At 43.1% G+C, this 25,732-nt stretch carries 10 protein-coding genes; 5 read left to right on the top strand and 5 right to left on the bottom strand.

Features of this window, described 5'->3' with window-relative positions; all coding sequences use genetic code 11:
• Positions 1 to 17: 17 nt before the first annotated feature.
• The 5 genes from B5Y40_RS08985 to B5Y40_RS09005 form a co-directional block, all read right to left on the bottom strand.
• A complete protein-coding gene (locus B5Y40_RS08985; RefSeq protein WP_079686341.1) occupies positions 18 to 1,373 on the bottom strand; it encodes a DUF4302 domain-containing protein in 1,356 nt (451 codons plus the stop codon).
• Complete coding sequence (locus B5Y40_RS08990; RefSeq protein ID WP_079686342.1) at positions 1,370 to 2,236, bottom strand: substrate import-associated zinc metallohydrolase lipoprotein; 867 nt, start codon at positions 2,234 to 2,236, stop codon at positions 1,370 to 1,372. Before B5Y40_RS08990 ends, B5Y40_RS08985 begins: the two co-directional genes overlap by 4 nt.
• Before the next feature lie 29 nt (positions 2,237 to 2,265).
• Positions 2,266 to 3,720 carry a RagB/SusD family nutrient uptake outer membrane protein gene (locus B5Y40_RS08995; RefSeq protein ID WP_079686343.1) on the bottom strand — a complete coding sequence of 485 codons (1,455 nt, stop codon included), beginning with the start codon at positions 3,718 to 3,720 and terminating at the stop codon, positions 2,266 to 2,268.
• Positions 3,721 to 3,732: 12 nt separating this feature from the next.
• A complete protein-coding gene (locus B5Y40_RS09000) occupies positions 3,733 to 7,044 on the bottom strand; it encodes a SusC/RagA family TonB-linked outer membrane protein (protein WP_079686344.1) in 3,312 nt (1,103 codons plus the stop codon).
• Between the two features lie 113 nt (positions 7,045 to 7,157).
• Positions 7,158 to 7,997, bottom strand: coding sequence for an aldo/keto reductase (locus B5Y40_RS09005; RefSeq protein WP_221408881.1), 840 nt, complete (start codon positions 7,995 to 7,997; stop codon positions 7,158 to 7,160).
• Positions 7,998 to 8,609: 612 nt separating this feature from the next.
• Between B5Y40_RS09005 and B5Y40_RS09010 the strand changes: the two genes are divergently transcribed.
• The 5 genes from B5Y40_RS09010 to B5Y40_RS09030 are packed head-to-tail and all read left to right on the top strand — an operon-like array spanning position 8,610 to position 25,705.
• Positions 8,610 to 13,172, top strand: a complete 4,563-nt coding sequence (locus B5Y40_RS09010) for a hypothetical protein (RefSeq protein ID WP_079686346.1) — start codon at positions 8,610 to 8,612, stop codon at positions 13,170 to 13,172.
• Between the two features lie 3 nt (positions 13,173 to 13,175).
• Positions 13,176 to 15,242 (top strand): fibronectin type III domain-containing protein, encoded by a 2,067-nt coding sequence (locus tag B5Y40_RS09015; protein ID WP_079686347.1) that lies wholly within the window; start codon positions 13,176 to 13,178, stop codon positions 15,240 to 15,242.
• A gap of 32 nt (positions 15,243 to 15,274) precedes the next feature.
• The gene (locus B5Y40_RS09020; protein WP_159453637.1) at positions 15,275 to 18,838 is read left to right on the top strand and encodes a T9SS type A sorting domain-containing protein; all 3,564 of its coding nucleotides are present in this window, start codon (positions 15,275 to 15,277) and stop codon (positions 18,836 to 18,838) included.
• 28 nt (positions 18,839 to 18,866) lie between these two features.
• A complete protein-coding gene (locus B5Y40_RS09025; RefSeq protein WP_143785664.1) occupies positions 18,867 to 25,145 on the top strand; it encodes a fibronectin type III domain-containing protein in 6,279 nt (2,092 codons plus the stop codon).
• On the top strand, positions 25,142 to 25,705 hold the full coding sequence (locus B5Y40_RS09030; RefSeq protein WP_143785665.1) for a hypothetical protein: 564 nt from the start codon (positions 25,142 to 25,144) through the stop codon (positions 25,703 to 25,705). Before B5Y40_RS09025 ends, B5Y40_RS09030 begins: the two co-directional genes overlap by 4 nt.
• Positions 25,706 to 25,732 lie beyond the last annotated feature (27 nt).

Consider the following 25,732-nt stretch of genomic DNA (forward strand, 5'->3'; position numbering starts at 1 on the left):
CATATATAGTTTAATTATTAATTCGCATTGATAAACACAAAGCTCCAGCCCGTGCAGGGGTTATTGAATTCATAACGGTCGGTAATGAGTTTAAATACAAACGTGTTATCGCCTTCGGTGAGCTTATCTAAATATATATCGATTTTAGAAATGTCTGCGTCCGTTACCGGATTTCCCAGTGTTGAGATTTGTGAATCAAAGTTAAAGGTGATTTTGTTGTCCTCCAGCACAGGTGTAAACTTGCGATAAGCAAACGTCTGTGAGTTATCACTATTGATAATGGTGAAACCTAGTCCGTATAGTCTTGAACCATCGTTCAGTTGAGTGTTGTAGAATAGATCCATTTCAACAGCACCTTGAATGTCTTGTTGAATAGCGCTGGCAGCAGATACACCGTTATCAATGATAAAGCTCAATGGTGCATAGTAAAAATCAGATTCTGTAGCGAAGAGTTTTCCGGTTGCATTTTGAAGCGTTGTCTCCAATGTTACCGGTAAATTTGCATTCGTTACTCCCGTATAAGCATGCGTAGTGATCGGGTCTACACATATATCTATAGATTCATTTGTGAAAGAACTGAACGCAATACTCTTGAGGGATATACTCGTTCCTGCAAAAGACCCTGCTAAAGGAGTATCCAATATAAGCGAATCGCCTTTGATGGTATACCCGGATACAAAATCAATGGACTGTATACTTGCTGTATTGGATTTTTTCGCGGCCGATCCGATGTCTATTGTTCTTTTACTTTCGTTGAGCGCCAGGAACAGGAGCAGGTCGCGTGTTTCAAATGTAAGCTTGAACGAAGAGCTGAATATAGCGAGGTCGTCACTCATGTCATTTAAATTCCCTGAAAGCTCCTTGCCAAGAAGATTCGCATCGGTAGCAGAGGCTTCTTCGAAAACAAGCGTAGTAGGATTCGATAGATCCGTTTTGCTTACGAAGACGAGATCTCCCTCCGGAGTTTTATTGGCATAGTTAAATTCAAATTCAGCGCCATACGTTGCCTGGTCTTGTTCAAACAGAAAACTAAAAAATGAATAATTCTCTATGATCAACTCAAGCCCAAGGGAACTGTCGATGCGATACGTTAAATTCTGTTCATAGAATTCGCCATCCTGAGAGCCGAGGTCTGTTTTGATATTTACTTTGTTCTCGTCATCGAACTTCAGGAGCACATAAAAAGAGCCGCCCCCATCTTCAGGTCTATATTTGAGTCGCCAGCCGTTAGCAGGAGCTGCGAGATCGTCTTTCAATGATTGTATGGCAGCCGCTACACGTTCATCAGCAGTTTCTTCAAACACGTTGATATCATCGTCTTTACAAGACGTCAGCACGATGATCAATATCCACAGGATGTAAAGCTTTTTCATAATGGTAATTTTGCCTGGACTATCTCTCTCACCTTTAACAGATCAACACCGGTATATTGTTTGTAATGCGCCAGGATCGAATTGTATTTCTTTCTGATCAATGCACGGCCTTCATTGCGTGCAAGGCAATCGGTAGTCGTACAGACTTCGTCATCGATATAGCGTTCATAGAACTCCGGATAAAAAAGTAAGTGGGCAACTGTCTCCGCGAAATCTTCATTGAAGGAGCTCGTAGCATACGGTGATACAAAGCCACGCGCCAGCGCTTCGTCTTCCGTTAGATTATACCATGATCCGGCAGATGTATACCCTTGCGGGGAAATTTGTTGAAAGTTAGGAGGGAGGTTATACCGTTGATGAACGATGTGTGCAAACTCATGGTAGATCGTTCCAAGCTGGCGAAAGATCCAGTTTATATTTTCAACGTCAATGTCGTTCACTTCCGTGAGTGTGATGCGCGCACCAGCATCGGCAGTACCCAGGGTTACGGTTCCATCCGAATTATAGATCGTTGAACCAATGAATACCATTTCGGCAGGAACATGTTTTGCAAAGAATACTTTGCCATTGTCCACAGCCTCGAAGGGCTCGATCCAAAAATCCGTCAGGAAGTCGAGCATCGGTTCTACAAGTTCACGTTTCGGAGGTGTTACGCGCTTATCAGGATCAACATACCGATCTACATAAGTATACCGGACGGCAACGCCATATTTATCGGTGAAATTGGTTTGTATATACTGATCGATTTCATCGTCAGACTCCTCGTGGGTTTTTATAGGAGCGTTAACATCATCCTCTTTACAGGAAGATGTGGTAATGTATGCTGCCACTATAAAAATAAATGCTAAAAATTTCGTTTTCATATTTTGTGCTATGAAGTCTTCAATGTCAATTATCGTGGATTAGGTTTCAGGCCTCCTATATCTATAGCTGCCTGTGGAATCTGGAGAACCTGTCGGTCATCATCAGCATCAAGAGAAATAGTACTGCCGTCCGCCAATGGATGTGTCACTTCAATCTGGAATCGCTTGATGTCGAGCCAGCGCAGTCCTTCATGCATAAACTCTTTTTGGCGCTCATCTAAAATGAAGTAGAATATATTCAGGCGATCATTCGTGGTCTGGTAGTAGTTACGTAAAGTTTGAGTATTGATTACACGATTGCCGCTATACCGCTTGTTAACCAACACTTGCAGATCGGCTAATGCCTGGCTTACTCTGTTTTGAAATACATAACACTCTGCACGATTCAGCAATACTTCTTCCCCGCGAAAGGCAGGCATAATGGTATAGTATAGCCCTACATTTGAAGTAAGACTCGTACGCTCGAACAGGAATTGATATTTGGCAAGAGCAAGTCCATTATTACCGCGTACAAAGATCGGGTAGTTAAGACTTGTGCGTACATCATCTGTACTCCATGGATTGTTATTATAGATTCTGCGAAGCAATGTCTGATCCGGCCAGAAACCAACGCTCACCGGGAAGTTCGTAACGTTGCGCACGACAAGTAAATTGCTTTGGTCTGTAGGATCTGCGAATGAACGGATAAAGTCTTCCGGGTTAGCACTCTCTGACAGAAGAGTCTGTATATCTTTTAAAAATACATCCGGATCTGCGCCCAGCATTTCAGAACTATATTTTACACAATTGGTATAGTCTGCTTTATAGAGATAGAACCGTGAAGCGAAAGCAAGCGCACCGTTGCGTGAAAAATGATATTTACCGGAGTTGGCATAAAAACTTTCATCAACCAGTTCAAGCCCGTCCAATAAATCATCTTCGATTTTATTATATACTTCTTCTACAGAAAGGCGATCATATTTCTTTATGAATTCCGTTTCAGGTTCTTCTACATACGGTATACCTAGATCTTCGTCTGCTGTTTCTTCATTGAAATGTTTCCCGAAGAGATTCACCAGCATAAAGTGTCCGTATGCTCTGGTGAGAAGTGCTTCACCTTTCACGGCATCTTTCCTGGCCTGATCACCGGGCAGTTGGTCTATTATAGCCAGCACTTCGTTCGCATGTGCTATAGCATCATACGTTGATGTCCAGAAATTAGCCGGTGTATCCTGGTTGATGCTGGTAACATCTTCCCATTGGTATAATTGTACATGCTCCGTAAGTTTGGTCGTACCGGTAGTGAACGTAACATTGTCGCCCATCCACTCAGTGAAAGTATATCCGGCACTCGAGTATGCATTGGTGAGAAGCTGTGCCGCCTTTTCAGGTGTGTTAAGTTCAACGCGGTTATCTGGATTTTCTTCCAGGTAATTATCACATCCGCTCAAAAGCACCAGGCCTGTGGCGAGTGCTGCTATATTTTTATATAAGGATTTACGCATGGGTAGTATATCTTAAAATCCTAATGATACTGATGCCGTAATAAGTTTAGGCTGTGGTAAAGCCACGCCACCTGCTGAGAAGAACTCAGGATCTTGTCCATTAAGTTTTTTGTCAGAATAGAGAAGCGCCAGATTTTGTCCTTCGATTGAGAACTGTGCAGATGCAGCACCAATTCTGCGGACGAGCGCAGCCGGGAACGTATAGCTCAGGCGAACACTTTTCAATCGCGCATAGTCACCATCGGCAACGCGTACCGTGCTTTTATTATAGAGATCGTACGCACTCAGGTAATCCGGATTGCTGCCATTTACAATCTGACGATCCAGTATAACAGGTATATCTGTTACGTTCTCATCTCCGGGAACCGACCAGCGATTTACAAAGCTTTTCGAAAGAGAATTGAAGTCGGTATATCTCGGACTGAACGCATCATCAAGTCTGATCTTGTAGTCAAACTTGAAAGATAAAAATACACTGAGTGAAAATCCTTTATAGCGGAATGTGTTGTTAAGTCCGCCCGCACCACGTGGTTCAGCAGGACCTTCATACTTTAATATACTGGTCAGATTATCGCGATCCTGTAAATCATAATTATATACCACTTCACCGGAGCCATCATAGAATGTAGGTATACCGCGTTGATCAAGCCCTGCAAATTTAGTAGAGAACAGACCTCTTCGCGGTCCGCCCAATACAGCAGCGCCTCCCTGTACGATGGCATCGCCAATGCGTGGATTGAAATCCAATCGTGTGATCTGATCATGTGTATACCCGATATTGAAATTTGTAGACCATGAGAAATCTCTTAACCGTAGATTTAGCGTGTTGATGGCGAATTCTATACCGGTTGCTTTCATATCAGCATAGTTTCCATTTTTAAAGGCATTACCACCAACACCGCTGGTTTGCAAGAGGCCAACCAGATCGTAGCAATCACGTCTGTAAAAATCTACAGTACCCGTAACGTTGTTTCCAAGAATCCCGAAATCAATACCAACGTTAAACTCTTTCAACTTCTCCCAAGTCAGGTTCGTATTTGCAAGATCTTGTATATAGAGGTAAGTCTCAACATCTGTGGGGCGCAAGGTTACGCCTGAGCGTATGTTCAATAATGCGCTGGTGTTCGGACCGAGGTTGGCAGATAGGCCATACGTTGCGCGCAGCTTCAGGTAATTGAAAAAAGAGAAATCTATAAACGTTTCCTTATCAAGATTCCACGCACCACTTACGTTCCATGTAGGCAGGTAACGGGAGCTTTTACTTTTTCCCAGGCGATTGGAACCATCGTACCGAATGGTACCATTAAATATATACTTTTCTTTAAAGGAGTAGCCACCGTTCAGGAAGAACCCTGCGAATTTCTCGCGATCAATTCCCAAGGCATAGATACTAATTCCCTGGCTGTTCAGAAAAGCAATCATGTTCGGATCCGTATTCACAACGCCACCGTTATCATATACGACACCGATTCCATCTGCACGTCTGCTTTGCCGGTTGGTGTATTTCAATTCCTGGCCTGCAAATACATTGATGGAATGAATGGCGTTGATCGTGTGTGACCAGTTGAGACTATTCCGTACATAGAAATTTCGAAGATCATCTTCATTGAGATTGTTAAAGCCGCCTTCGGGTAACACTACCTTCGGCTGTGCGGAAGGATCTGCCGGGTCTCTATATAGCAGCGGGTTTGCGTCCTGTATATATTGTGTGCCATCGGCACGATATGCTTCTGCCTGGTTCGATCTTTCATGAATGATGTGTTCACGTTTTGTTGTAGCATAACGTCCTTGTACTGTACTGCGGAACACTAAGTTATCGAGGATGTTGTACGTTACATCGGCTTGTGTAGATATATCGGCTACATTGATCTTAATATAGTTTAACTGTAACTCTTCGATGATGTTAAACGGAGCGTAGTTCCTTCTAAAATATTCAAGGTTACCATTGCTATCATACGGCCGTATGGAACGTGCAGTATTCAATGCATAGCTGAGTGGGTTTATATCAAAGTCACGTTTATACCTCCCGGTAATCGGATCGAAATCACGGTTCTGTGTACCGGGTGCCTTTTGATCACGATAATTTGCTGTGAGTTTCAGATCCAGGGCAAAATCTTTGGAGAACTGAAAGCTGTTTTTCGCTGTACCTATATATCGCTTTACATTGTCTGATATAGTCTGGCCATTGTCATTCATATAGCTGATGGAATAATAGCTATTATGTTTTTCAGTTCCGGAAGTGAGGCTTACAGAATGCTGCTGCTGTAAAGAATTTTTAAAGAGTACATCAAACCAATCGGTGTTCGCGTTTTCGTACTGATTCAGAAATTCTTCATTCAGCGTTCCATCAGGTCCCCAGTTTATTTCCTTGTCAGAGATCTGTGCGAACATTTTGCCAAGCGCTCCATAATTTTGTGCGCGTACAGAAGTTGTAATATCGATCAATCCTTTTTCATAGAGCTCGCGGTATACCGACATCTCATCTTTGGAGTTGAGTATATCAAATTGATTATAGGTTGGACGTAAGTGAATAGAAAAATTTCCGGAGTAGTTTACTTTGGTCTGCCCGCTTTTGCCACGCTTTGTTGTAATTACGATTACACCATTTTTAGCGCGTGCACCATAGAGCGCGGTAGCCGATGCATCTTTTAATATCTGCTGCGATTCTATGTCATCCGGGTTAAGGCCTGCTATAGATGAGGAGGTTAGCGTATTGGCATTCCCGGTAATGATATCATCTGCAGTAAGCGAATTGAGATCTTCAAGGATAACACCATCCACTACCATGAGTGGTCGTGTATCACCATTTATAGTGGTGTTACCACGGATACGAATCTTCGGACTGGTTCCGAATGTACCGGAGACGTTATCCACGGTAACGCCCGCTACACGACCTTCAAGCATTTGACTGGCATCAGTCATACCGGATGTTCTGATGTCAGACATCTTTACATTGACTGATGATCCTGTAAATAATTTTTTCTCCACGTCCTGAAATCCAGTGATAACCACTTCTTCCAGTTCTGTCGTTTCCGCTTCCAGTGCAATATTAATTGTACTTCGCTGCCCGGCCAGAACAGACTTAGGAGTGAAGCCTATAAATGAAAATAATATAGAGTCTTGAGGAGAGTCTATTAGGATATCATAGTCACCAGCACTGTTTGTTATCGTACCGCGGGTGGAATTTTTTATTCGGATGCTTACGCCCGGTAACTCCGTACCATCTTTAGCAGATGTTACTTTTCCCGAAACTTTGGTCCCCTGGGCATGAACCTGGAGTGCAAAAAATAAACATGATAGTAGCAGCAGTAGAGGTCTTCCCATAAGCAATTTAGATACAGTCTTCTAAATTTAACCAAATAACAATCAACCGCAAGGCACAGTTTACAGGAAGGGATAACTTCTTTTGAAAAATTTACGGAATAAAATTTGGACGGTTATCGTTCAATTAAGCGAAGCATTTTCGCGCGCAGATTTTCATCTGGTAATTTTCCGATTGCAGCATTTGCGTTGTCAATCATGTGATGAGGCTTGGAGGTGCCCGGTATCACGCAAGTTACGGCAGGTTGAGAAAGAATAAACTTTAAAAAGAATTGTCCCCAACTCGCGCAATCAAATTCTTTTGTCCATTCAGGAAGTGTCATTCCTTTTACGCGCTGAAATAAAGATCCTTCTTCGAAGGGTTGATTGATGATGACGGCAACTTTTTTCTCCTGCGCAAGCGGAAATAATCTTTGCTCCGCTGTGCGACTCAGCATCGAATAATTGATCTGCAAAAAATCAACAGGATTGTTCTTCAGAATATTTTCAATAGCGCTGTAGGCGCTTTCCGTATAGTGCGTGATGCCTAGGTAACGAATCTTTCCTTGCTCTTTCCAATCGCGTAACGTCTTGAGATGTACTTGCCAATCCACGAGGTTATGAATTTGCATCAGGTCGAGTTGCTTGCGTTGTAAAAGTGTAAACGATCGGTTCATCTGCGCTATACCTTCATCTTTTCCCGTGGTCCATACTTTTGTAGCCATGAAAAGTTTATCATTCAGATTCACTTCTGTGGAGAGTTCTCCAACTACTTTTTCAGAGGCGCCATACATGGGAGAGCTATCCACTACACTCCCGCCTTTCTCAACTAATTTTTTCAATACTTCCTTTAACGGTTCACGCTCAGTAGAAGCGTTCCCCACATCGAACGTCTGCCATGTACCCAAACCTATAGCCGGTATAGATTCATCTGAGGAAGGAATTTTCCTTTTGAACATGCTTGAAGCAGTGGGCATAGCCCCTATAGTTAAGGGTGCTAAACTTAGCGCTGAAAGATGGTGAAGGCAAGTTCTGCGGTTCATAGCATTGAAAACATTGGGTGTTAATGGGTTTAGGTAGAGGAGTGGTAAGGGTAAGTTAGGTATTTTATAGCAGAACATACTGATAATACTCGTAAGTGCAGGTAAGTATGTACATATAGATCAGTGTTATAATTACCGGATTTTTAAGGTATATGGGTATATATACCCCAATGCGAAAATCAGTGCTTTTGCAAGGGTTTTAAATTATTGAAGATCAAGTGATTATTGCCCGTTCAGGTAGCCATCACGTTGTTAGAAATTGCTCCGAAAACAAATTAAGTGTTTAAACTTTTATATACTTTACTACACCCATTTGGATGATATTCTTACATAGGTAACGAACCACCTTTCAGTAACACTATTTAGATATTCTAAAGTTACTTTCTTGCTTAAGAATGCTTAATGGTACACGCGTATCACAAGATGCATAACGCTATATATAGCGCAGTTATTGTGAACACGTGAATCGTGAGTACATAAAAGCTGTGCTTTGGTTATGGATTTTTTATGATAACCTACACCCTTTAGCCTAACCCTGTCAGTTGCATGATATTGTCTATACGAGGATTTTTTCGCAGGCTGGTTGCAGTATGCTTTAATTGTACGCCTGTATTTTTTGCTTTTCTTCTTTCGTTACCTTTTCATTCATCACTCGCTCAAGCCGTTGAGAATACAGCGGCACAAACTACAGCACAGAAACCTGAAGAGTATAGAAAGGCTGTTGAGACCTTCTATAAACTCGATCAATCTAATAATTTCACAGAGTCGCTCGCGTATGCGGATATGAATGTGTTGCCGATGGGTATAAGGCAAACCCTCAGCAATATCGAAGTTACCATTGCTGTAAGCGATATGCGTTGGGAAACCAACTATAGCGAGCTTACGGTTTTTGCACGCATTAAAATTCCTCAGGATGACAAGCTGCTGTTCTTCGGAGCGCAGGGTATAAAACTATCGCACAACGGTGATATAATAGGAGATGCGTCGCTCGTGCTGATGGGTGATATATCTATACCTATAAATGGGAACAGTGCAGCGCTGACGTTAAAAGGAAGCTTTGATAAGAACACCGGTCGTGCGAAAGAACTCACGTATGTATCGATCGATTGCCAGGGCTTCAAGGAAATGGGAATTACAGCAGATGTTGAATTTCCGGAAAGCCTGTTAGTACCTGTAGATACATCAGGCCATGGTACGGCTGGGCGCGTAAAGGGCTCTTTCAAAACCATTGTAAAAGACTGGAACGATATACTGGCATCCATTTCACTTCCACCTTTTGAGATTAAAGGTTTGGAAGGATTTATCTTTGTATTGAACGAAGCTATATTTGATTTCAGCGATCTGCGCAACGACCCGGCTATTGCTTATCCGGAAGGATACGAAGCTAACTATATGATTCCCGGTAATCCCACCTTGTGGCGTGGTGTATTTGTTCGCGATCTCAGTATTACTCTTCCGAAACCTTTTCAGAAAAAAGATAAAACGCGTCCATCGTTTGCAGCGCATAACATGTTGCTCGATAACAATGGTATAAGTGGTGTATTTGAAGCGACTGGAATTTTGCCGATCGATAAAGGCTCAGCTTCTGGCTGGCGTTTTTCGGTGGATGCATTTCGTATGGCGCTCGAAGCCAATCAACTTACTGAAGCCGGTTTCTCCGGTATGATCGGTTTACCTGTATCAGAAAAATCGAATCTCGGTTACGATGCATTGATCACGATGGACAACGAGTATATGCTTCGTGTGAAGCCACTCGGTAAAACCAAGTTTGATATATTCAATGCAGAAGCGGAATTACTTCCAAACTCATATGTAGAGTTAAAAGTTGTTGACGGTTCTTTCAAACCGGAAGCCATGCTGCACGGTAGTCTCAATTTAGCAGCACGACTTGGTTCTGCTTCCAATCCACAAGACACTACCGGGAAGAAAATCGCAGAGTTTAAAGGTATAGAGTTCAGAAGTCTTCACCTGAAAACTGAATCGCCAAAATTTACAGCCGAATACTTTGGCTATAAAGGAGAGATCAAGATGATGAACTTTCCGATCTCGATCGATCGCATCGGTGTAAGGATACTTGAAAAAGAAATAGCACTCGGCATGGATATAAAACTCACGCTGAGTGATAACATGTTTACCGGAAGTACACGTCTGGAGGTGGTGGGGGAGTTGAAAGAATCCGGTACAGGCGAAGAGCAGTCCGAACGATGGAAGTATAAGAAACTTAACATCAGCAACATTGCTGTCAATGCTAAAATTGCCGAGACGTTCAGTCTCAAAGCACAGCTTACTATATTAAATGATGACCCGATCTATGGCGATGGTTATGCTGGTAGTATCGAGATGACCTTTGATAAAGTGTTGAAGGGATTCAACGTACAAGCCAGGGCTATGTTTGGCCGGAAAGATTTCCGCTATTGGTTTGTGGATGGCCGTGTGAAATTCGGACAAGGTATACCGGTGTTTCCTCCGTTGAACCTGAACGGTTTTGGTGGCGGTGTGTCCTATCGTATGAAACGCGATGGCGCTGACCTGCTGGCATCACCTACAGGTTGTAAATATGTGCCGGATGAAAATTCAGGTATAGGTGTAAAAGCATCTGTGCTCTTTAATGTAGCGAACGATGCCGCTATAAATGGCGAGGCATCTTTTGAAATTGCGTTTAGCCGTTCGGGTGGTCTCAACTTTATAGGTTTCTATGGATTTGCCAAGTTCGTTGGTAAAATACCAGGCACAGAAAATATAGAGAAGTTTGTTGGCGACAAGATGAAGAAGGTTGCTGAACTGGAAGAAAAGTTCGTGAAGAATAATCCTGCGTTGTCAAAAACATTAGAGACACTCAAGCAATACGAACCGAACAAAGCAGCCACTGCTGTATTTGAACCTTCAGAAAAACCGGGTGAAGCAGGCTTCTCTGCAGCCGTAGGTATACAGTATGATTTTACACAGAGTTCACTACACGCAACGTTTGACCTATACGTCAATGCCATCGGAGGTGTGATTCGTGGAACAGCTTCGGGCAATCGTGCAGGCTGGGCGGTGTTGCATATCGATCCGAAAGAATGGTATGTACACATGGGTACACCAACCGATCGCCTTGGACTAAAGATGGGTATAGCTGGTATAAGCATTGAGACGGGCTCGTACCTGATGCTCGGTTCGCGTATACCAGGTTCACCACCACCACCGAAAGAAGTTGCAGATATACTCGGTGTTGATATGGCTGAGTTAGACTATATGCGTGATCTCAACGCGCTGGGCGATGGAAGAGGTTTTGCTTTCGGTGCAAGTCTCAAAGTGGCTACAGGCGATATGACCTTCCTGATCCTTTATGCAAACTTTCAGGCTGGTATAGGTTTCGATATTATGTTGAAAGACTATCAGGACATGCAGTGTAAAGGACGTCCTGGCAAGATTGGTATGGATGGTTGGTATGCCAACGGGCAGTCATATGTATACCTGCAGGGTGAGCTAGGAGTGAAAGTAAATCTGTGGTTCCTGAAAACAAAAATTCCAATCATCAAAGGTGCAGCCGCTGCGTTGATGCAAGCTAAACTTCCCAACCCGACTTTCGTGAAAGGATACCTTGGTGTTCAATTCGATTTACTCGGTGGACTCGTGCGTGGTAAATGTCGCTTCAAGATGACCATTGGTGATGAGTGCGAACTCGTGATACCGGGAAGCAGTCCGCTGGAGATGCGCATGATCAGCGATCTGACGCCGAAGACAAGTTCTACCGATGTAGATGTATTTGCAGCTCCTCAAGCCGCTTTTACGATGCGTGTAGGGGTACCGTTCTCCGTAGAGGATGATCAGGGCCCGAAGATGTACCGCATACACCTGAACGATTTCACGGTGCAAGAAGATGGTAAGAAGATTGACGGTAAACTGGTATGGGCAAGCAACAGTGATGCGGTATCATTCTATTCGCATGAAGTGCTGCCTCCGAATAAATCATTGAAGGCTATCGTTAAAGTTGGCTTTGAACAATGGCAGAATGGTAAATGGGTGGTAGTATATACTTCCGGACAGAAGGCGGAGGAATTCATGGAGGCAACTTTCACTACCGGAACAGCGCCTGATGTTATTCCGCTTACCAATGTAGAGTATGCATACCCGGTAGTAGATCAGAGATTCTTTTTGCGTGATGAGTCCAATGCAGGGTATATTCAGCTGAAACGCGGACAGAGCTACCTGTTCTCCACCGAGTATAAACATGAAGTACATATAACATCGGCCAGCAACGATCGCAAAGCACTTGCCTTCACCTACGATGCGGGCCAGAACAGAATCAAGTATACTTTGCCTGAACTTGATCTGCAAAGCAACTATGGCTTCGATGTGGTAACGTTGAGCAACGCAGGTGGAGGAGAAGCTGCAGCCATTGAGAACACGGTACAGACTGTAAACGACGAAGAGAACAATATAGAAGTAACAAATCGTCAGGCTGCCACCGTAATTCGTTCTGATGTGGGCAAGAGTTTACTGAACTATACATTTGCTACAAGCCGGTTCGAAACATTTGCGCAGAAAGTAAATAGTATACAGAAAGGAAATGCCGTTGCCGGACGTGTGTCCTCGGATGTCATCAACTTGCAATACGAAATCTCGCAAGGCGAACCTTTCGAAGTACTTGAAATGATAGGTACATCGTTCAGTGGTAATAAATCACTGGTTGATACGAAGGCGGTTCTGACAGATGCATACTTTAAAGTAGATATAGAACCTGTTATATATCGCAATTACCCCGTAGCGGGGATCAAGCTGGATCGTGATGTTAATGTAATGGGCATACCTCCAGTCAAATCTATACCGATTTCGGCAGCGTACCTGACCGAGGTTGAGAATGGTAATTTCTATGGACTCGCCCGTCAGCGCTTCCCCTATATCTATAACATGCCACAGATCTACCGCCAGGATTTCACGGATCTCCAGCAGAAGATCGTGAATCAGTTCCTAGGAACGGCACGTCAGGCCGACTATAACTATATCATTAACGGCTACTATCGTTTCATTCGGGAAGGTAATTATACCATCGAATTACAATATACTTTGCCGGATGGCACAAAGGGTACGAGTACACGTTTTGAATACTATAATTTTATCAAATAGAACATGCGTTACGTTATTGCTATAATTTTTTGCGTAATCGCTTCGTGGGCTGTACAGGCACAGGATACATTGAAGATTCGTGTACGCGCCAATATCAAGACGGATATGATTCAGTTGCGATGGGCTGTTAATTCTCCTATAGCCTGGAAGCAAAGCAACCGCCATGGATTCAGAGTTGAACGCTATACCGTTGTGCGTAACAATGTTGTGCTGCCGGTGCCTGAAAGAGTCGTGCTCACACCACAACCTTTGAAACCACAACCACTGAATAACTGGCAAACACTGGCCACCGCCAACAACTATGCCGCGGTTATAGCACAGGCTCTTTATGGAGAAGAATTTCAATTGTCCGATGCAGATTCCAAAGGTGTATCGCGATTGATAGCATTGGCACAGGAGTTAGAGCAACGGTATCTGGTGTCGATGTATGCCGCTGATTTATGTTACCCTGCAGCGTTACTGGCGGGTTGGGGTCTTGATGATAAAACTGTAAAACCTGACGAACGATATTTATACCGGGTGATATCGGCTATACCGGAGAAGATGCTGAAAGTAGAAATGGGTTCTGCGTATGTGAGTCTTAATGAATATACCAAGCTTCCGCAGCCCCAGGAACTCACCGCTATATTTGGTGACAAGAGTGTTTTACTCGCCTGGAACTACGGACTGCTGAGCGATCTCTATAACTCGTACTACATTGAAAAATCGAATGATGGCAAGGCATTCAAGCGCATCACCGATATACCGCTTACCAACATGAACAGTAAGGACAATGTGAGTGTGCAGCGCATGTTCTATACAGATTCATTTGCTAACAATACATCAACGGTATATTATCGCCTGGTAGGTGTAACTGCCTTTAGCGAAGAGGGCCCTGCATCTGAAGTAGTGAAAGGGCAAGGCAAGAACCGGTTGATGTATGTGCCACACATCAATCGTGCTGTACCGGATGCTACCGGAAAGCTGGAAGTTGAGTGGGAGTTTGATGAACGCGGTAATAATCTCCTGAAAGGTTTTGAATTAAAAAGAGCCGATAACGCCAACGGGCCTTTTAAGCCTGTGCTGAAAAATATAGCAGCCGATAAGCGCAAGATCACTTACGATTCGCTTCAGGCTTCCAATTACTTTGTAATCGCAGCTATACCACGGGAAGGAGAACCTGTGGAATCATTCCCGGTGCTGATACAACCATCTGATACTGTTCCGCCTGCTATACCAATAGGCTTGAAAGGTGTTGTGGATAGCCTTGGCGTTGTAAGGCTCTCATGGACTGCCAATAAAGAGAAGGATATACTCGGGTATCGCATCTATAGGGCACAAACAGCCGGAGAAGAATTGATCCCTTTGAACGATGTGGCCGTACGCACCAACAGTTTTATTGATACAGTTGAAGTTCGGAATCTGAACACCACCATTCACTATGCGGTAACAGCATTGGACGGTCGATACAATCAATCTGATAAATCACCCGCTATTGCATTGGAAAAACCAGAACTGGTTCCTCCATCGACACCGGTTATAACCAACTACAAGGCTACAGCAAAAGGTATTGTCTTGACATGGGTTACCGGTGGAGAGGAAAATATAGGTACACTCAGACTTTACCGGCAGGAGCGGGGCACAACGGAGAATACGCTTGTAAAAACATTTAGCGATGTTACAATAACACAGCATATAGATTCAACCGTGCGATCGAACGCATACTATAAATATACTCTTACAGTTGTAACCAAGCGCGGCCTATCATCGGCACCGTCACCGGAAGTAACTATCCAGGCTGCAGTAACCGCTGTGCGTAAAGGTGAGTTTACCAGTTTTACTGCACGTTTAAACAGAAAGAATAAACGTGTCGATTTAATGTGGAAGCACGATATAAAAGATCTGAAGCAGCTTGAAATATACCGAAGCGAATTAGATAAAACGCCTTCACTTTGGAAGGTAGTAAAAGGATTTGAGACGCAGGTATACGATGACAGCGCTCAGCCTGAAGTACAATACGAATACCTGATACGAGCCGTACTGGAAAATGGAAAGAGTGGAGCAACGGCTAAAGCAATACTAAAAAGATAAGTACGATGTACAGTTTGGTAAAAGGACATGTTATGAGAAAAACGATTTTACTTTTAGTATGTATAGTTGCCTGTGTAACAGTGTCTGCACAGCAGTATGAGTACACGCTCACCGCACGAATAACCTACGGTAATAATGATGTAGAGTGTGGAAGCCATTTTAGAATATTACTGAAAACACAGAAAGGTAAAGAGATAACATGGTATCAGCGCTTCAACTTTGATGACGGTGATTGGTTAGTAACTAGCAAAACGTTTTCTACTGATGCTAAAGATTCTGTTGTTTCGATTAGTATTCACTCGGAACGATTTACTGAAAGCTGGACCGATTGTGATTACCGTGATGGTGGAGATAAGGACGTAAATATAGGTGCATACTATCGGTATCCCTGTTTACCTCCGGCTATAGATATACCTGCTGCATTTCCGGGATATGCTGGCAACAGTTCATTGCAGGTGGCTATTAAACCGCTTTCAGGTGTACATGCTATTCAATCTGATGCCTCGGTACAAGTAATGTCAGGAATAGATGCACTTAATGTAAAGGTCGTGTTGAAATATTCAAATGGTACAACAGAAGAAGTTGCCAACGTGAGCGCAAGAAGTGCAGAGGCTGGGGAAACAGTAAATTTTAACGAGGCTAAAATAAAATCTGGTAAAAATATACGAGTGACTCAGGTGTTGGTTACAACGTCTTTCAGGAAAAGTATTTTTATGAGTTTTAGTGAGACGAAGACCTTCGATGTTACAGATTCGGACCCTCTTGCTGATTTCGATGTGACTTTGCCTGAACCGTTTTATATGATGGGACCTGAAAGTTCTTTACGAATTCGGTATGGCCGACCACTTACGCCAGTGAATTATAGTCCTGGTAATTCCAATACACTTCCATCCACCAATGATATTACACTTTCAATACCCGAATCGTATTATGGCTACCAATGGCGTTATATGATTGAAGGCAGCAGCTGGCAAAATTTGCCAACGGTGTTTGGTACAGGAAATAAGATCACTATATCTGGTAAAAAATTGTTTGATGCACTTGGAGCAGATTATCATAACTACCTTTTTAAACAGATATCATTTAAAGCATTTTATACATGCACATCAGCATATGGTCGTGAGACTGCACCGATATCGTTACGCCATTTGCCATCAGCACCCGGTATAGTATCAACCGAGCCGATTATGGAAACGTGTTACAAGGATAATAATGCGAAGCTCAGAATAACATTTGATCGCGCGTTGTATGCCGGCGAGACCTATTCTGGTATAACATTTAACGAGTTAATCTATATCTATATCAACGGAGAAACATTCCAGGCCTTTCCGAACCAGCTTGATGCTAATCACGCTATAGAAATAGGAAACAGATCGCCTGGTACCTATGGTATATCGTTACAAACAACGTTCGGAGTACTGGGCAACGGCTACTCCGATGGTGATAACCACAAGGATAGTGAAACCATTATAGCGCGTCCCGCTATTGTAAACTTCAATGCTGTAAAAGCGGACGTACATTGCTTTGAAGGCGAGGATGGTAAAATTGCCGTCACCGCACAGGGAGGAACGCAAGACTATACAGCATATCTTGTTCAAAACAATGCTAACATTGACACCATCAGTCTTACCGAGTCTGCGGGAAACAGTTTCCTGAATCTGAAAAAAGGAGAATATAGCGTGCGATTGAAAGACAGCAACGGATGTGATCCGAAGAATTTAATAACGGCTGCTGTTATCGTAAATCCGGCAACTATAGATCAACCCGTTCAGAAGGTTTTGTTAAGTACAGTTGAAAATATAGAGCCTCTTGGCTTTGGATTGAAAAACGGTCGGGTAACGGTTCGTGCCGAGAGCGGTACGTATCCCTATACATTCGATTGGACAGACGAGATAAATAGTATAGCGCTTACCGGTGATGCACCTGTAACCGAAGGAGGTAGTATGAAGAGTACGCTCTCCAATATAGGCAAGGGTAAATATCGTGTAGTAGCGAAGGACAATCAATATGTGTTGGCATTGCCACAAACTGAAGTGAACATACGCGGCTGTTATGATACACTAACGATCTTTGTGGAGGAACCACCGCTGCTTGAAGTTGCATTGGCGGAACAGCATTTTGTTTCCTGTTATGGATATACGGACGGGGAAGTAGTAGCACACGCCAAAGGTGGACGCCCTTATCTTACAGGACATACCTATGAGCCGTATCGATACGAATGGTTTGTGGCGGACAATGCAGGAGGCACCGCACCTTTTGGAGAGTCGGATAGTACGGCGCTGCAACGCCCTTCGGCATTATACCGTGTGAAGATTACTGATCGCAATGGAATTATAGCATGGTCACCAGACTTTAAATTGGTGCAACCGGATGAACTGAAAATAAATTTTAAAACATCACAATTGCTTTGCAACGGTGACACCAACGGAACGTCCGAAGCGCTTCCACAAGGAGGTACACAACCCTACCGCTATGCGTGGAGTACGGATGCCACTACCAAAAGCGTAAGTAATTTAGCAGACGGTTGGTACTCGGTAGTAATAGTCGATACCCGCGGATGTACAACGTTTGGTCAGACCGAAGTGGTTGTGCCAAATAGTTTAACTGCCGAGGCCGTTGTTATAGCGCCAACCTGTAATGGCTATACTGATGGTTCGATTGTACTTACAGTTACCGGAGGTAAAACAGACTACGAGTACAAATGGCAACACGGTCCGGAGGTTTCTTCTGTGACTGATCTTGGACATGGTATATATACAGTAGTTGTAACGGATGCCAATGGATGTTTCATCACCCGTGAATATAGCCTTGATAATCCCGAGTTGTTTGCCCTTGATCTGGGGTCGGATCGTGTGCTGTGTCGCGACCAGGTATTGGAGCTGAACACAACGATCGAAGATCCCTCCTCACAGTATATATGGCAGAAAGACGGACAGTCGTTTGCGACCACTGCTTCGGTAATTTTGAGTGATGCCGGAAATTATAGCGTGGGAGTAACGGACAGTAAAGGTTGCTTTAACCAGGATGAAATAACCATCACACGTGATGATACTGAGATTGCGGCTAGCCTTGCCGTTGCAACGCGTGTACCGCAGGGTGGAAAAGTGCGTGTGGCAAATATAAGTCATCCGGCACCCGACCGTGTTGAGTGGATTATTCCTGCACAGGCAACGGTGTTGGAAGAAACTCCGGAATACCTGGAACTTATATTCCAGGAGAAGGGAGAATATCCTGTTGGTATCAGAAGCTTTAAAGGTCTATGCGAGAAAACCTCTACCAGCACCGTACGCGTTGTTGACAAGAGCGAACTCACTGACTATAAAACTCCGGATGAACCCTATATTAAACAATTCGCGGTAACGCCCAATCCAAATGATGGGCACTTCAAAGCTACGATCGAATTGCGTGAAGCGGGTGCAGTAAAACTGATTCTGTACGCCAATCAATCCAATATTATACAGGAAGATCAGGTTACCGGTAAATCATTTATAGAGATGGAGTACGATGTATCATCGGTTACCGGGAGCGGCTTGTATATGCTGCAGCTGATCACTGCGCAGGGACAATCAACTTATAAAGTAATGATCAATAAATAATACGAGCCGATCAGTTCAATCCGCAAACATGGCAAGAATGTTAAAACGTTACTGGTTCTATATAGTGTTGTTAAGCGCGCTTGTTCTGCAGGCGCAGGCACAGACAACGTACCCGATACAGGTCAACGCGAACCTGCTGCCGCCCTATAGCGCTTACCTGAGTGATTACTATAGCGGCACACGCGAAAAACTTACGCTTACGCTGATTAACCGTGATCAGTTCAAGCCTACACTCAATGTTCGCTTGAGAATGATCATTACCGCACCCGGTGGACTTCGGTTACAAACCAACGAGCAATCCTTTATTGAACCTATCATCGTAGAGAACGGTTCTCCCGTTCGTCTCACACAAGATGATTTAGCACCTTACTTTCAGCCACAGAATTTAATTACACAAGGCTATATGACATCCGGTAAGTTTCCGGAAGGCATGGTGGAGTTTTGCTTTCAAGCAGTAGAAGCATATACTGGACAAGCACTATCGCTATCAACGTGTACACGCGCGTGGATCACGAGTCAGAAGCCACCGCTGTTGAGTCTGCCACGTAACAATGAAAGTATAGTTTTTCGTGAACCACTGAATGTTTTATTTCAATGGACGCCTTTACACCAGGGACTCGCGCAGGTAGAATATGAATTTATACTGAAAGAACTCTGGGATAATGGTATGACACCGCAGGCTGCATTTCCATATGCACCTGAAATATACCGTGAGACCACACGAAGTACATCACTGGTATACGGTGCGATGCAACCACCTCTGCTTGCAGGTAAACGATATGCCTGGTGTATACGCGCGCAAGCTCGTGATGGTATGGATGCGGTCAATCTTTTTCAGAACGATGGCTATAGCGAGATACGCTGGTTCACTTTACAGGACAACTGTGCACCTCCTGAATTTGTGATGGCCACCGCTGAGAAGAAAAGACTTAACGTAGAATGGACAGCATTACCCGATCATATAGGTTTCAGCGTAAGTTATCGTGTTATCAAGGCGCGAACGTCCGATGGTAAGGTGGATGCCTCCGAATGGAAAGAACAACAATCACAAGAACCGAAGGTTATCCTTTATGGCCTGCAGAGCGGAGGTACATACGAGTATCGTGTGGGGAGTTACTGTATGGCAGGCCAGCCTGTATATAGCCCTATATTTACCATTACGCTTCCTGAAACCGATAGTGCTCGTCTGGCACAATGCGGTATTATGCCCAATGTAAATCTTACCAATAAAGAGCCCATCAAAGAGCTGAAGACTGGCGAGATCATTATGGCGAATGATTACCCCGTAACGGTAACAAAAATATCAGGCGTCAACGGTATATATACCGGAGAAGGATGGACAATTGTACCCTGGCTGAACGATGCCAAGATCGCAGTGCAATTCACCAGCATCACGGTGAATACCGACAAGCAGATGATCAACGGGTATATCGATGCCAAGTATGATAAGAATGAAGGACAGATTGCCAATCTCGATGATGTATTTGAAGGAGGCTTTGATGTAGGTACGGTGAAAACCGGTATAACAAAAATTGATCATGTTCTCGATTTTTCTATTCCGGGTGTAGAAGCATTCAGTCTCAACGAAGAAGGAGATCTGGTTATTACCGACAGCGAAGGTGAGCCGCATACCATAACGCCTGCCAGCAACGAAGGACAAGGCAATGAAGGTAATAAGGTTGTTGTCTTCCCGATGACAGTACAAGATAAGGATGGGAATGTATACCAGGTAGAAAAAGTTACGGAGACAGACGCAACCGGTAAAGAAGTCGAGAAAGCAAAAGCAACCTATATTGGTAGAGCAGGAACTCCGTTAGCAGAAGGAAGCTTCGATCCATCGCAGTTGAACGGCGATAAGGCGATTGTAACATTTGCCAAAGGTGATGGTATATATGGATTTGATACCTGGCTTGATTACTACGATAACGTATCACTGATTGAAAATAAATATCAAAAACTATACACCGGCTATTACGCACCCTGGAAACTTGTACCGGTAGGCAAAACGGACAAGGTAGTTGCAACCATCGAGATCAAGGATAAAAACATTAAGCCGGAGCAGGTCATTTTCAAAACTCCGAAAGGCACAGAATATAAAGCTACGTATGAAAATGGCAAGTATACGTTGCAACTGGCGGCTGGTCCGGCAGGCGATGTGCAGGAGCTATATGCGCTTTATCCCAATGGTAAAGATAAATACTATACTCTCGGTAAACTGAACATCGTAAGTTACGAGTTGCAGAAATATACCGTGGTGCTTGTTCCGGTGAACAACGTGCCGGTCGATAAACAAGCGATCCAGAAAACATTACAGGACATTTACGGAGCAGTAGGGGTAACGTGGGACGTTATACTCGATGCCAATTTTGACTATACCGACAACTATCGTTTAATGGAAAAGTCAACCGGACTGAGTACCTATAACGAAGACATGCGTGCTCTCAATAATGCGTATAAATCAGCACGCCCAGAAAATTTTGATAAAGCTGCTAACTATTTATTCTTCTTAAAGGCGACCGGCTCCGAAGATATCAACGACCGTGATGCTACCGGCTTTATGCCGCGTGGCTCTCAGTTCGGGTATATATTTACCAGTGAGATTAAAGATATAAACGAACCTATTACCGTAGCTCACGAGTTAGGACACGGCCGCTGGAAACTCTTCCACACCTTCGATGAGCACTATGGAGGCTACAAGAAAGGCGAGACCGAAAACGTGATGGACTACAACAACGGCCACCACGTAGCCAAGTGGCAGTGGGATATTATGCATGATCCTGCGATGTTGGTGAGTATTTTTGAGGGGGATGAGAAATCTAATCTTGCCGTTGTTAATAATTTGACTCAGTTTGATAAATTCAAGAATAGCGATGGAAGCTATACCTTTCTTTCTCCTGGTGGTGTACCTATAACGTTACCGGCAACAACGACGATGGTAGCCTTTGCTACCGGTGAAAATTGGATTAGTGGGAAGTTCAAGGTTGCTCCTTTCGGTTCATTGGTATTCTTTACCTATAGGGATACCACATACTCCGCTAAGGGACGCGTTGATGACGGGAAGTTTTTATACTACGAGAGTAACAAAGGAACGTTTTTCAAAGATAAGCTCACGAGTATAGTTAAGCCTGACAAGGCGATTGTTGGATATCCATGCTTAGATGCAAACAACAAAACTGTTTTCGTTATATATCAACAAGGTATTTCAACAACATTGCCAGCAGCAAACACAGTATATCTTGCAGCCGGACCGTTACAAGAGTTTGATTCGTTCATCAACTATTTTATGGAGGGAGGCCAAGCTCCTGTTTCAATTGCAGTTGAAGCACGACATAACCTGAGCGAAGAGGCTAAAGAATATCTTAGTTTTAGAAGTGAGTATGCGGGATGTAAGAGTTCAATAGCTCCCTATATATTTGTGCACGCCTATCAAATAACCTATAATCCGGGTACGTATAATTATTGTAACCGCTATACAGACTACAGGAGTTTGGATCCAATGTCGGTGTACCTCGATAATCTTCCCTTGCATAAAGGCTATCAGGAGAATCAAATAGCGATTCCACAAACAGATGCTATGAAGTACTATGAAGAAGTACGGAAATGGTCTACTGGTATAGATATATACAAAAAAAGGCAGACTGCTTTAGAGAAACTGAAAACTTTGAAAACAATAGACAAAGTTGATGACTTGGTTAGCATTTGTTCGGAGTTTAAAGGGTATGAATGTGTATGGGAGGGAATTGATTATGAAAATCGCATCCATGCACTAAAAAAATTGCTCGAAGGCGTTGTAGCTGATTATTGGTTAAGCTGGGGTAACGATAAGGAAAACCTATTCAATCAGATGTTGAAGACAACCCCGATTGATGATCGGGTTAAGTTACTGAATGAATTCACGGTAAATGGCAATGAGCTTTTATTTAAAGCCTATAGTAAACTTGATTTAAGTAGTAATGATAAATTTATAGGTATCCTGACTTCATGGGTGCTAAGCGTTAAAAGTTTTGAAGTTGCAGAAGTCGGCATGCTGATGTCAACGCCAGTCATGTATGGTCAGCCGATATATCCGGCGAAAATGTTCAACTGGAGACATGAAAGTTCAGGAGTCAGCGGGAAACGACTTAGCAAGATGGACAATCGGTTATACTGGTATTCGATGGAGCAGTCAGGCTATGTAGAAATAAATCCTTTTGACATCGTTAAGATTATTTTTGAGACCAATTTCCCGGGAGATATAAAGGAAGGAAAAACACTTGTAGTTCCTGCAATATGGGCTTATCGATTCCAGGCCAACATGGGTACACAAAGTATGTTAACAACGATCCGTGTGTTGCTGGATGCTGCCGTTATAGTTTCAACATTAGGTACAGGATCAGGAGCTGTTGCAGCAATTGAAGTTGGCTTTGCTACTACCGACATTTTTTTGATGGGGGTGAAAGCTGATGTCGTTAAAGAATTTGATGGAGCAGAAGGTTTTTATGAGGCTTGGGATACTGCATATGGTATAGCGTCACTCTATACTGCTGGTGTAGGTCTGCGCAACCTCGCAGTTTCAGGTAAATTAAAAATGTCCTTCAACTTTGGTGAGTTATTATCAAATGTGAAAACCTTCCCTGCGCAGGCAAAAAGCTCTCTAAGCGGAAGTTTTAAAACGATGGCGGCCTTTTTAAAACGTTGGGGAGCTGTGAAAAACATTGCGAACTGGGAGACGCTATATTTTAAGTTGATGGACATGAGTCTCACACTTGATTTACAGGCTATACGCGTGAGTGCGACAAATGCAGCAAGCACAATGGTAATGGAGATCAAAGACCTGACGCGTGTAATTATGTTCAATGCAGCATTTAACTATGAGATCGCGAGGTACGCGATCAAAAACAATCAGGTTTATCTCTCTCAAGTTCGTTGGCTGCCATTAGCATATCAGGGCGAAATACAAGTATTGGAAAGGTTAAAGCCAGCTTCCTATGAAGGAAGATTTTTCCAGGTGGTTGAAAATGCGGAGCTTGAAATTGTATCAACATCAACGGGAATATTTGTAAGAGAGTTTGGCACTGCCGCCAGTGGATTAAATTTTGCTGACGATGTTGCTGAATTTGGCAAGCGGGTAATTACACTTGGTTCAGGAGATGTTACGAAGGTGAAAGGTTGGCTTAATCACGTCAACGATGGTAGCTTATATGTAGCGGTCCATGGAGACGGAACGCTCTTCAAAGTTATACATAATGGAGTAGAGGTTGACATAACACATCGATCGCTAGCAAGGTGGATTCTCGATCAGAATCTTACGACAAGAAATATAGTATTGTTGTCATGTTCAGATATATCAACAGCTCAAAATTTATCAAATAAGCTTGGAGCTGCCTATAATGTTACTGCATGGGAAGGTGCTGTAGAGGTATTTGAAACGGGATACATAGCAGGAGGAGGGAAGTGTTATTCATTTACTGCAAATAAAAATCCTGTTCAATTAACAGGTTCCGGTATTCCGAAGGGTAAGACAGGCAGTTTTATGACGGAAGAGAGTGTTGTGTTGTCTGGAAAAGCTGGTACAATGCTCGATGGTCTTCAGATTACGCAGCAAGAACTTAAGTCATTCCAGAAATTTCAAAGAGCAGGTCACACAAATTTGATAGAAGCTGATTTTATCAAAGCATACAGAAGACTTAATAATATAAGTGGAAGTGACATAGGACCAATTTTACAAAAGGCAACTGTGAATCATGATATTGTTCGACTGGAGAAACTTATTCACAGAACTGGAAATAATATGACTAAGGTTAATACACTATTTGCGGAGAATGCCTTGGCTGATTATGCTTTCTTTAGCAAGGTTATAGATTACCTGGACGTATTTTCAACACAATCCATTCAAGGTGTGAAACCGAATTATTTCTCAAATGCCACAAAAGTGTTTGATGATGTTAACATGGACTATATTTTGCGTAAGCACACTGCAGAGCATTTCGATTTTTCAGGGATCGGTGTTGCCCAGGATATAGACTTTTTCCCGATTGGGACAACGGAACAGCAAGTAGCTGGCTATATTGATGAGGCTCTGTCGATCTTGAGAACAACTAAAGGTCCTAATTATCCGATTAATGGTGCTTACGAGCAGGTGACGCTGAAAAACGGAATGAAAGTTGAAATTGGTTCTAATCCAGGGAATCTGATTGTCAATCAGCCGAAGCCACCGAAATCACCTTTCACTGCTGAACAAAATGTTATTGGACATTTTTATCCGGTAGAAGGAGGAATAAGAATTAAATCTGGACAGCTTAAAGTGATTAAAAAAATTATACTATGATGTCGATAAATTTTGAGATCTATAAAGACCACGATGACGAACGAACCGCTATCTCGGAGAAAGCATTGCTGAGTGCTCTTCGAAATGATCCTGCATTCAAAGAAAAATTACTTAAGAAGAATCATAGAGGTAATTATGGCAAAGTAGATATCCGTTTTTATAAGCACTCACTTGTGGTAGCAACAGAGACCGTTTGGTATTTAATGTTTGCTGTGCACTTGCAGGCGATCAAAGCTATAAGAAAGGGCGTTGAGTTTCGCAATTATCTGGAGAATGCCACCGGTGAGTATATGACTTTTGATTATGTTGATGCCAAGACGGATGGTGTCCGTATTCGGTATTACGGCATTATGCGATACGAAGATGATAACGGTGATGATGTGTTTGTATCGCGAACGGATTATTTGAAACAGGAAATTATAGTTCCTAAGAGCGTGTATATATCTGAAATGCTTAATTGTATTTCCAGATTTATTCAATATAGGGAGTTGTTGGCATGTACGGATCCCGAAGATTACTTTTTGCAAGACTTTAAAAAGGAGTTGGATTCATTAAAGTGATTTAAAATATATTTTTTAATCTAAAAT

Source organism: Ohtaekwangia koreensis (genome assembly GCF_900167975.1).
In the GTDB taxonomy this organism is placed as follows: Bacteria; Bacteroidota; Bacteroidia; order Cytophagales; family Cyclobacteriaceae; genus Ohtaekwangia; species Ohtaekwangia koreensis.

Bases quoted from the DNA above. Each gene is read 5' to 3' on its own strand.
- B5Y40_RS09010 (WP_079686346.1), top strand. From the start codon at position 8,610: ATGATATTGTCTATACGAGGATTTTTTCGCAGGCTGGTTGCAGTATGC.
- B5Y40_RS09005 (WP_221408881.1), bottom strand. From the start codon at position 7,997: ATGCCCACTGCTTCAAGCATGTTCAAAAGGAAAATTCCTTCCTCAGAT.
- B5Y40_RS09015 (WP_079686347.1), top strand. From the start codon at position 13,176: ATGCGTTACGTTATTGCTATAATTTTTTGCGTAATCGCTTCGTGGGCT.
- B5Y40_RS09030 (WP_143785665.1), top strand. From the start codon at position 25,142: ATGATGTCGATAAATTTTGAGATCTATAAAGACCACGATGACGAACGA.
- B5Y40_RS09025 (WP_143785664.1), top strand. From the start codon at position 18,867: ATGGCAAGAATGTTAAAACGTTACTGGTTCTATATAGTGTTGTTAAGC.
- B5Y40_RS08995 (WP_079686343.1), bottom strand. From the start codon at position 3,720: ATGCGTAAATCCTTATATAAAAATATAGCAGCACTCGCCACAGGCCTG.
- B5Y40_RS08985 (WP_079686341.1), bottom strand. From the start codon at position 1,373: ATGAAAAAGCTTTACATCCTGTGGATATTGATCATCGTGCTGACGTCT.
- B5Y40_RS08990 (WP_079686342.1), bottom strand. From the start codon at position 2,236: ATGAAAACGAAATTTTTAGCATTTATTTTTATAGTGGCAGCATACATT.
- B5Y40_RS09020 (WP_159453637.1), top strand. From the start codon at position 15,275: ATGAGAAAAACGATTTTACTTTTAGTATGTATAGTTGCCTGTGTAACA.
- B5Y40_RS09000 (WP_079686344.1), bottom strand. From the start codon at position 7,044: ATGGGAAGACCTCTACTGCTGCTACTATCATGTTTATTTTTTGCACTC.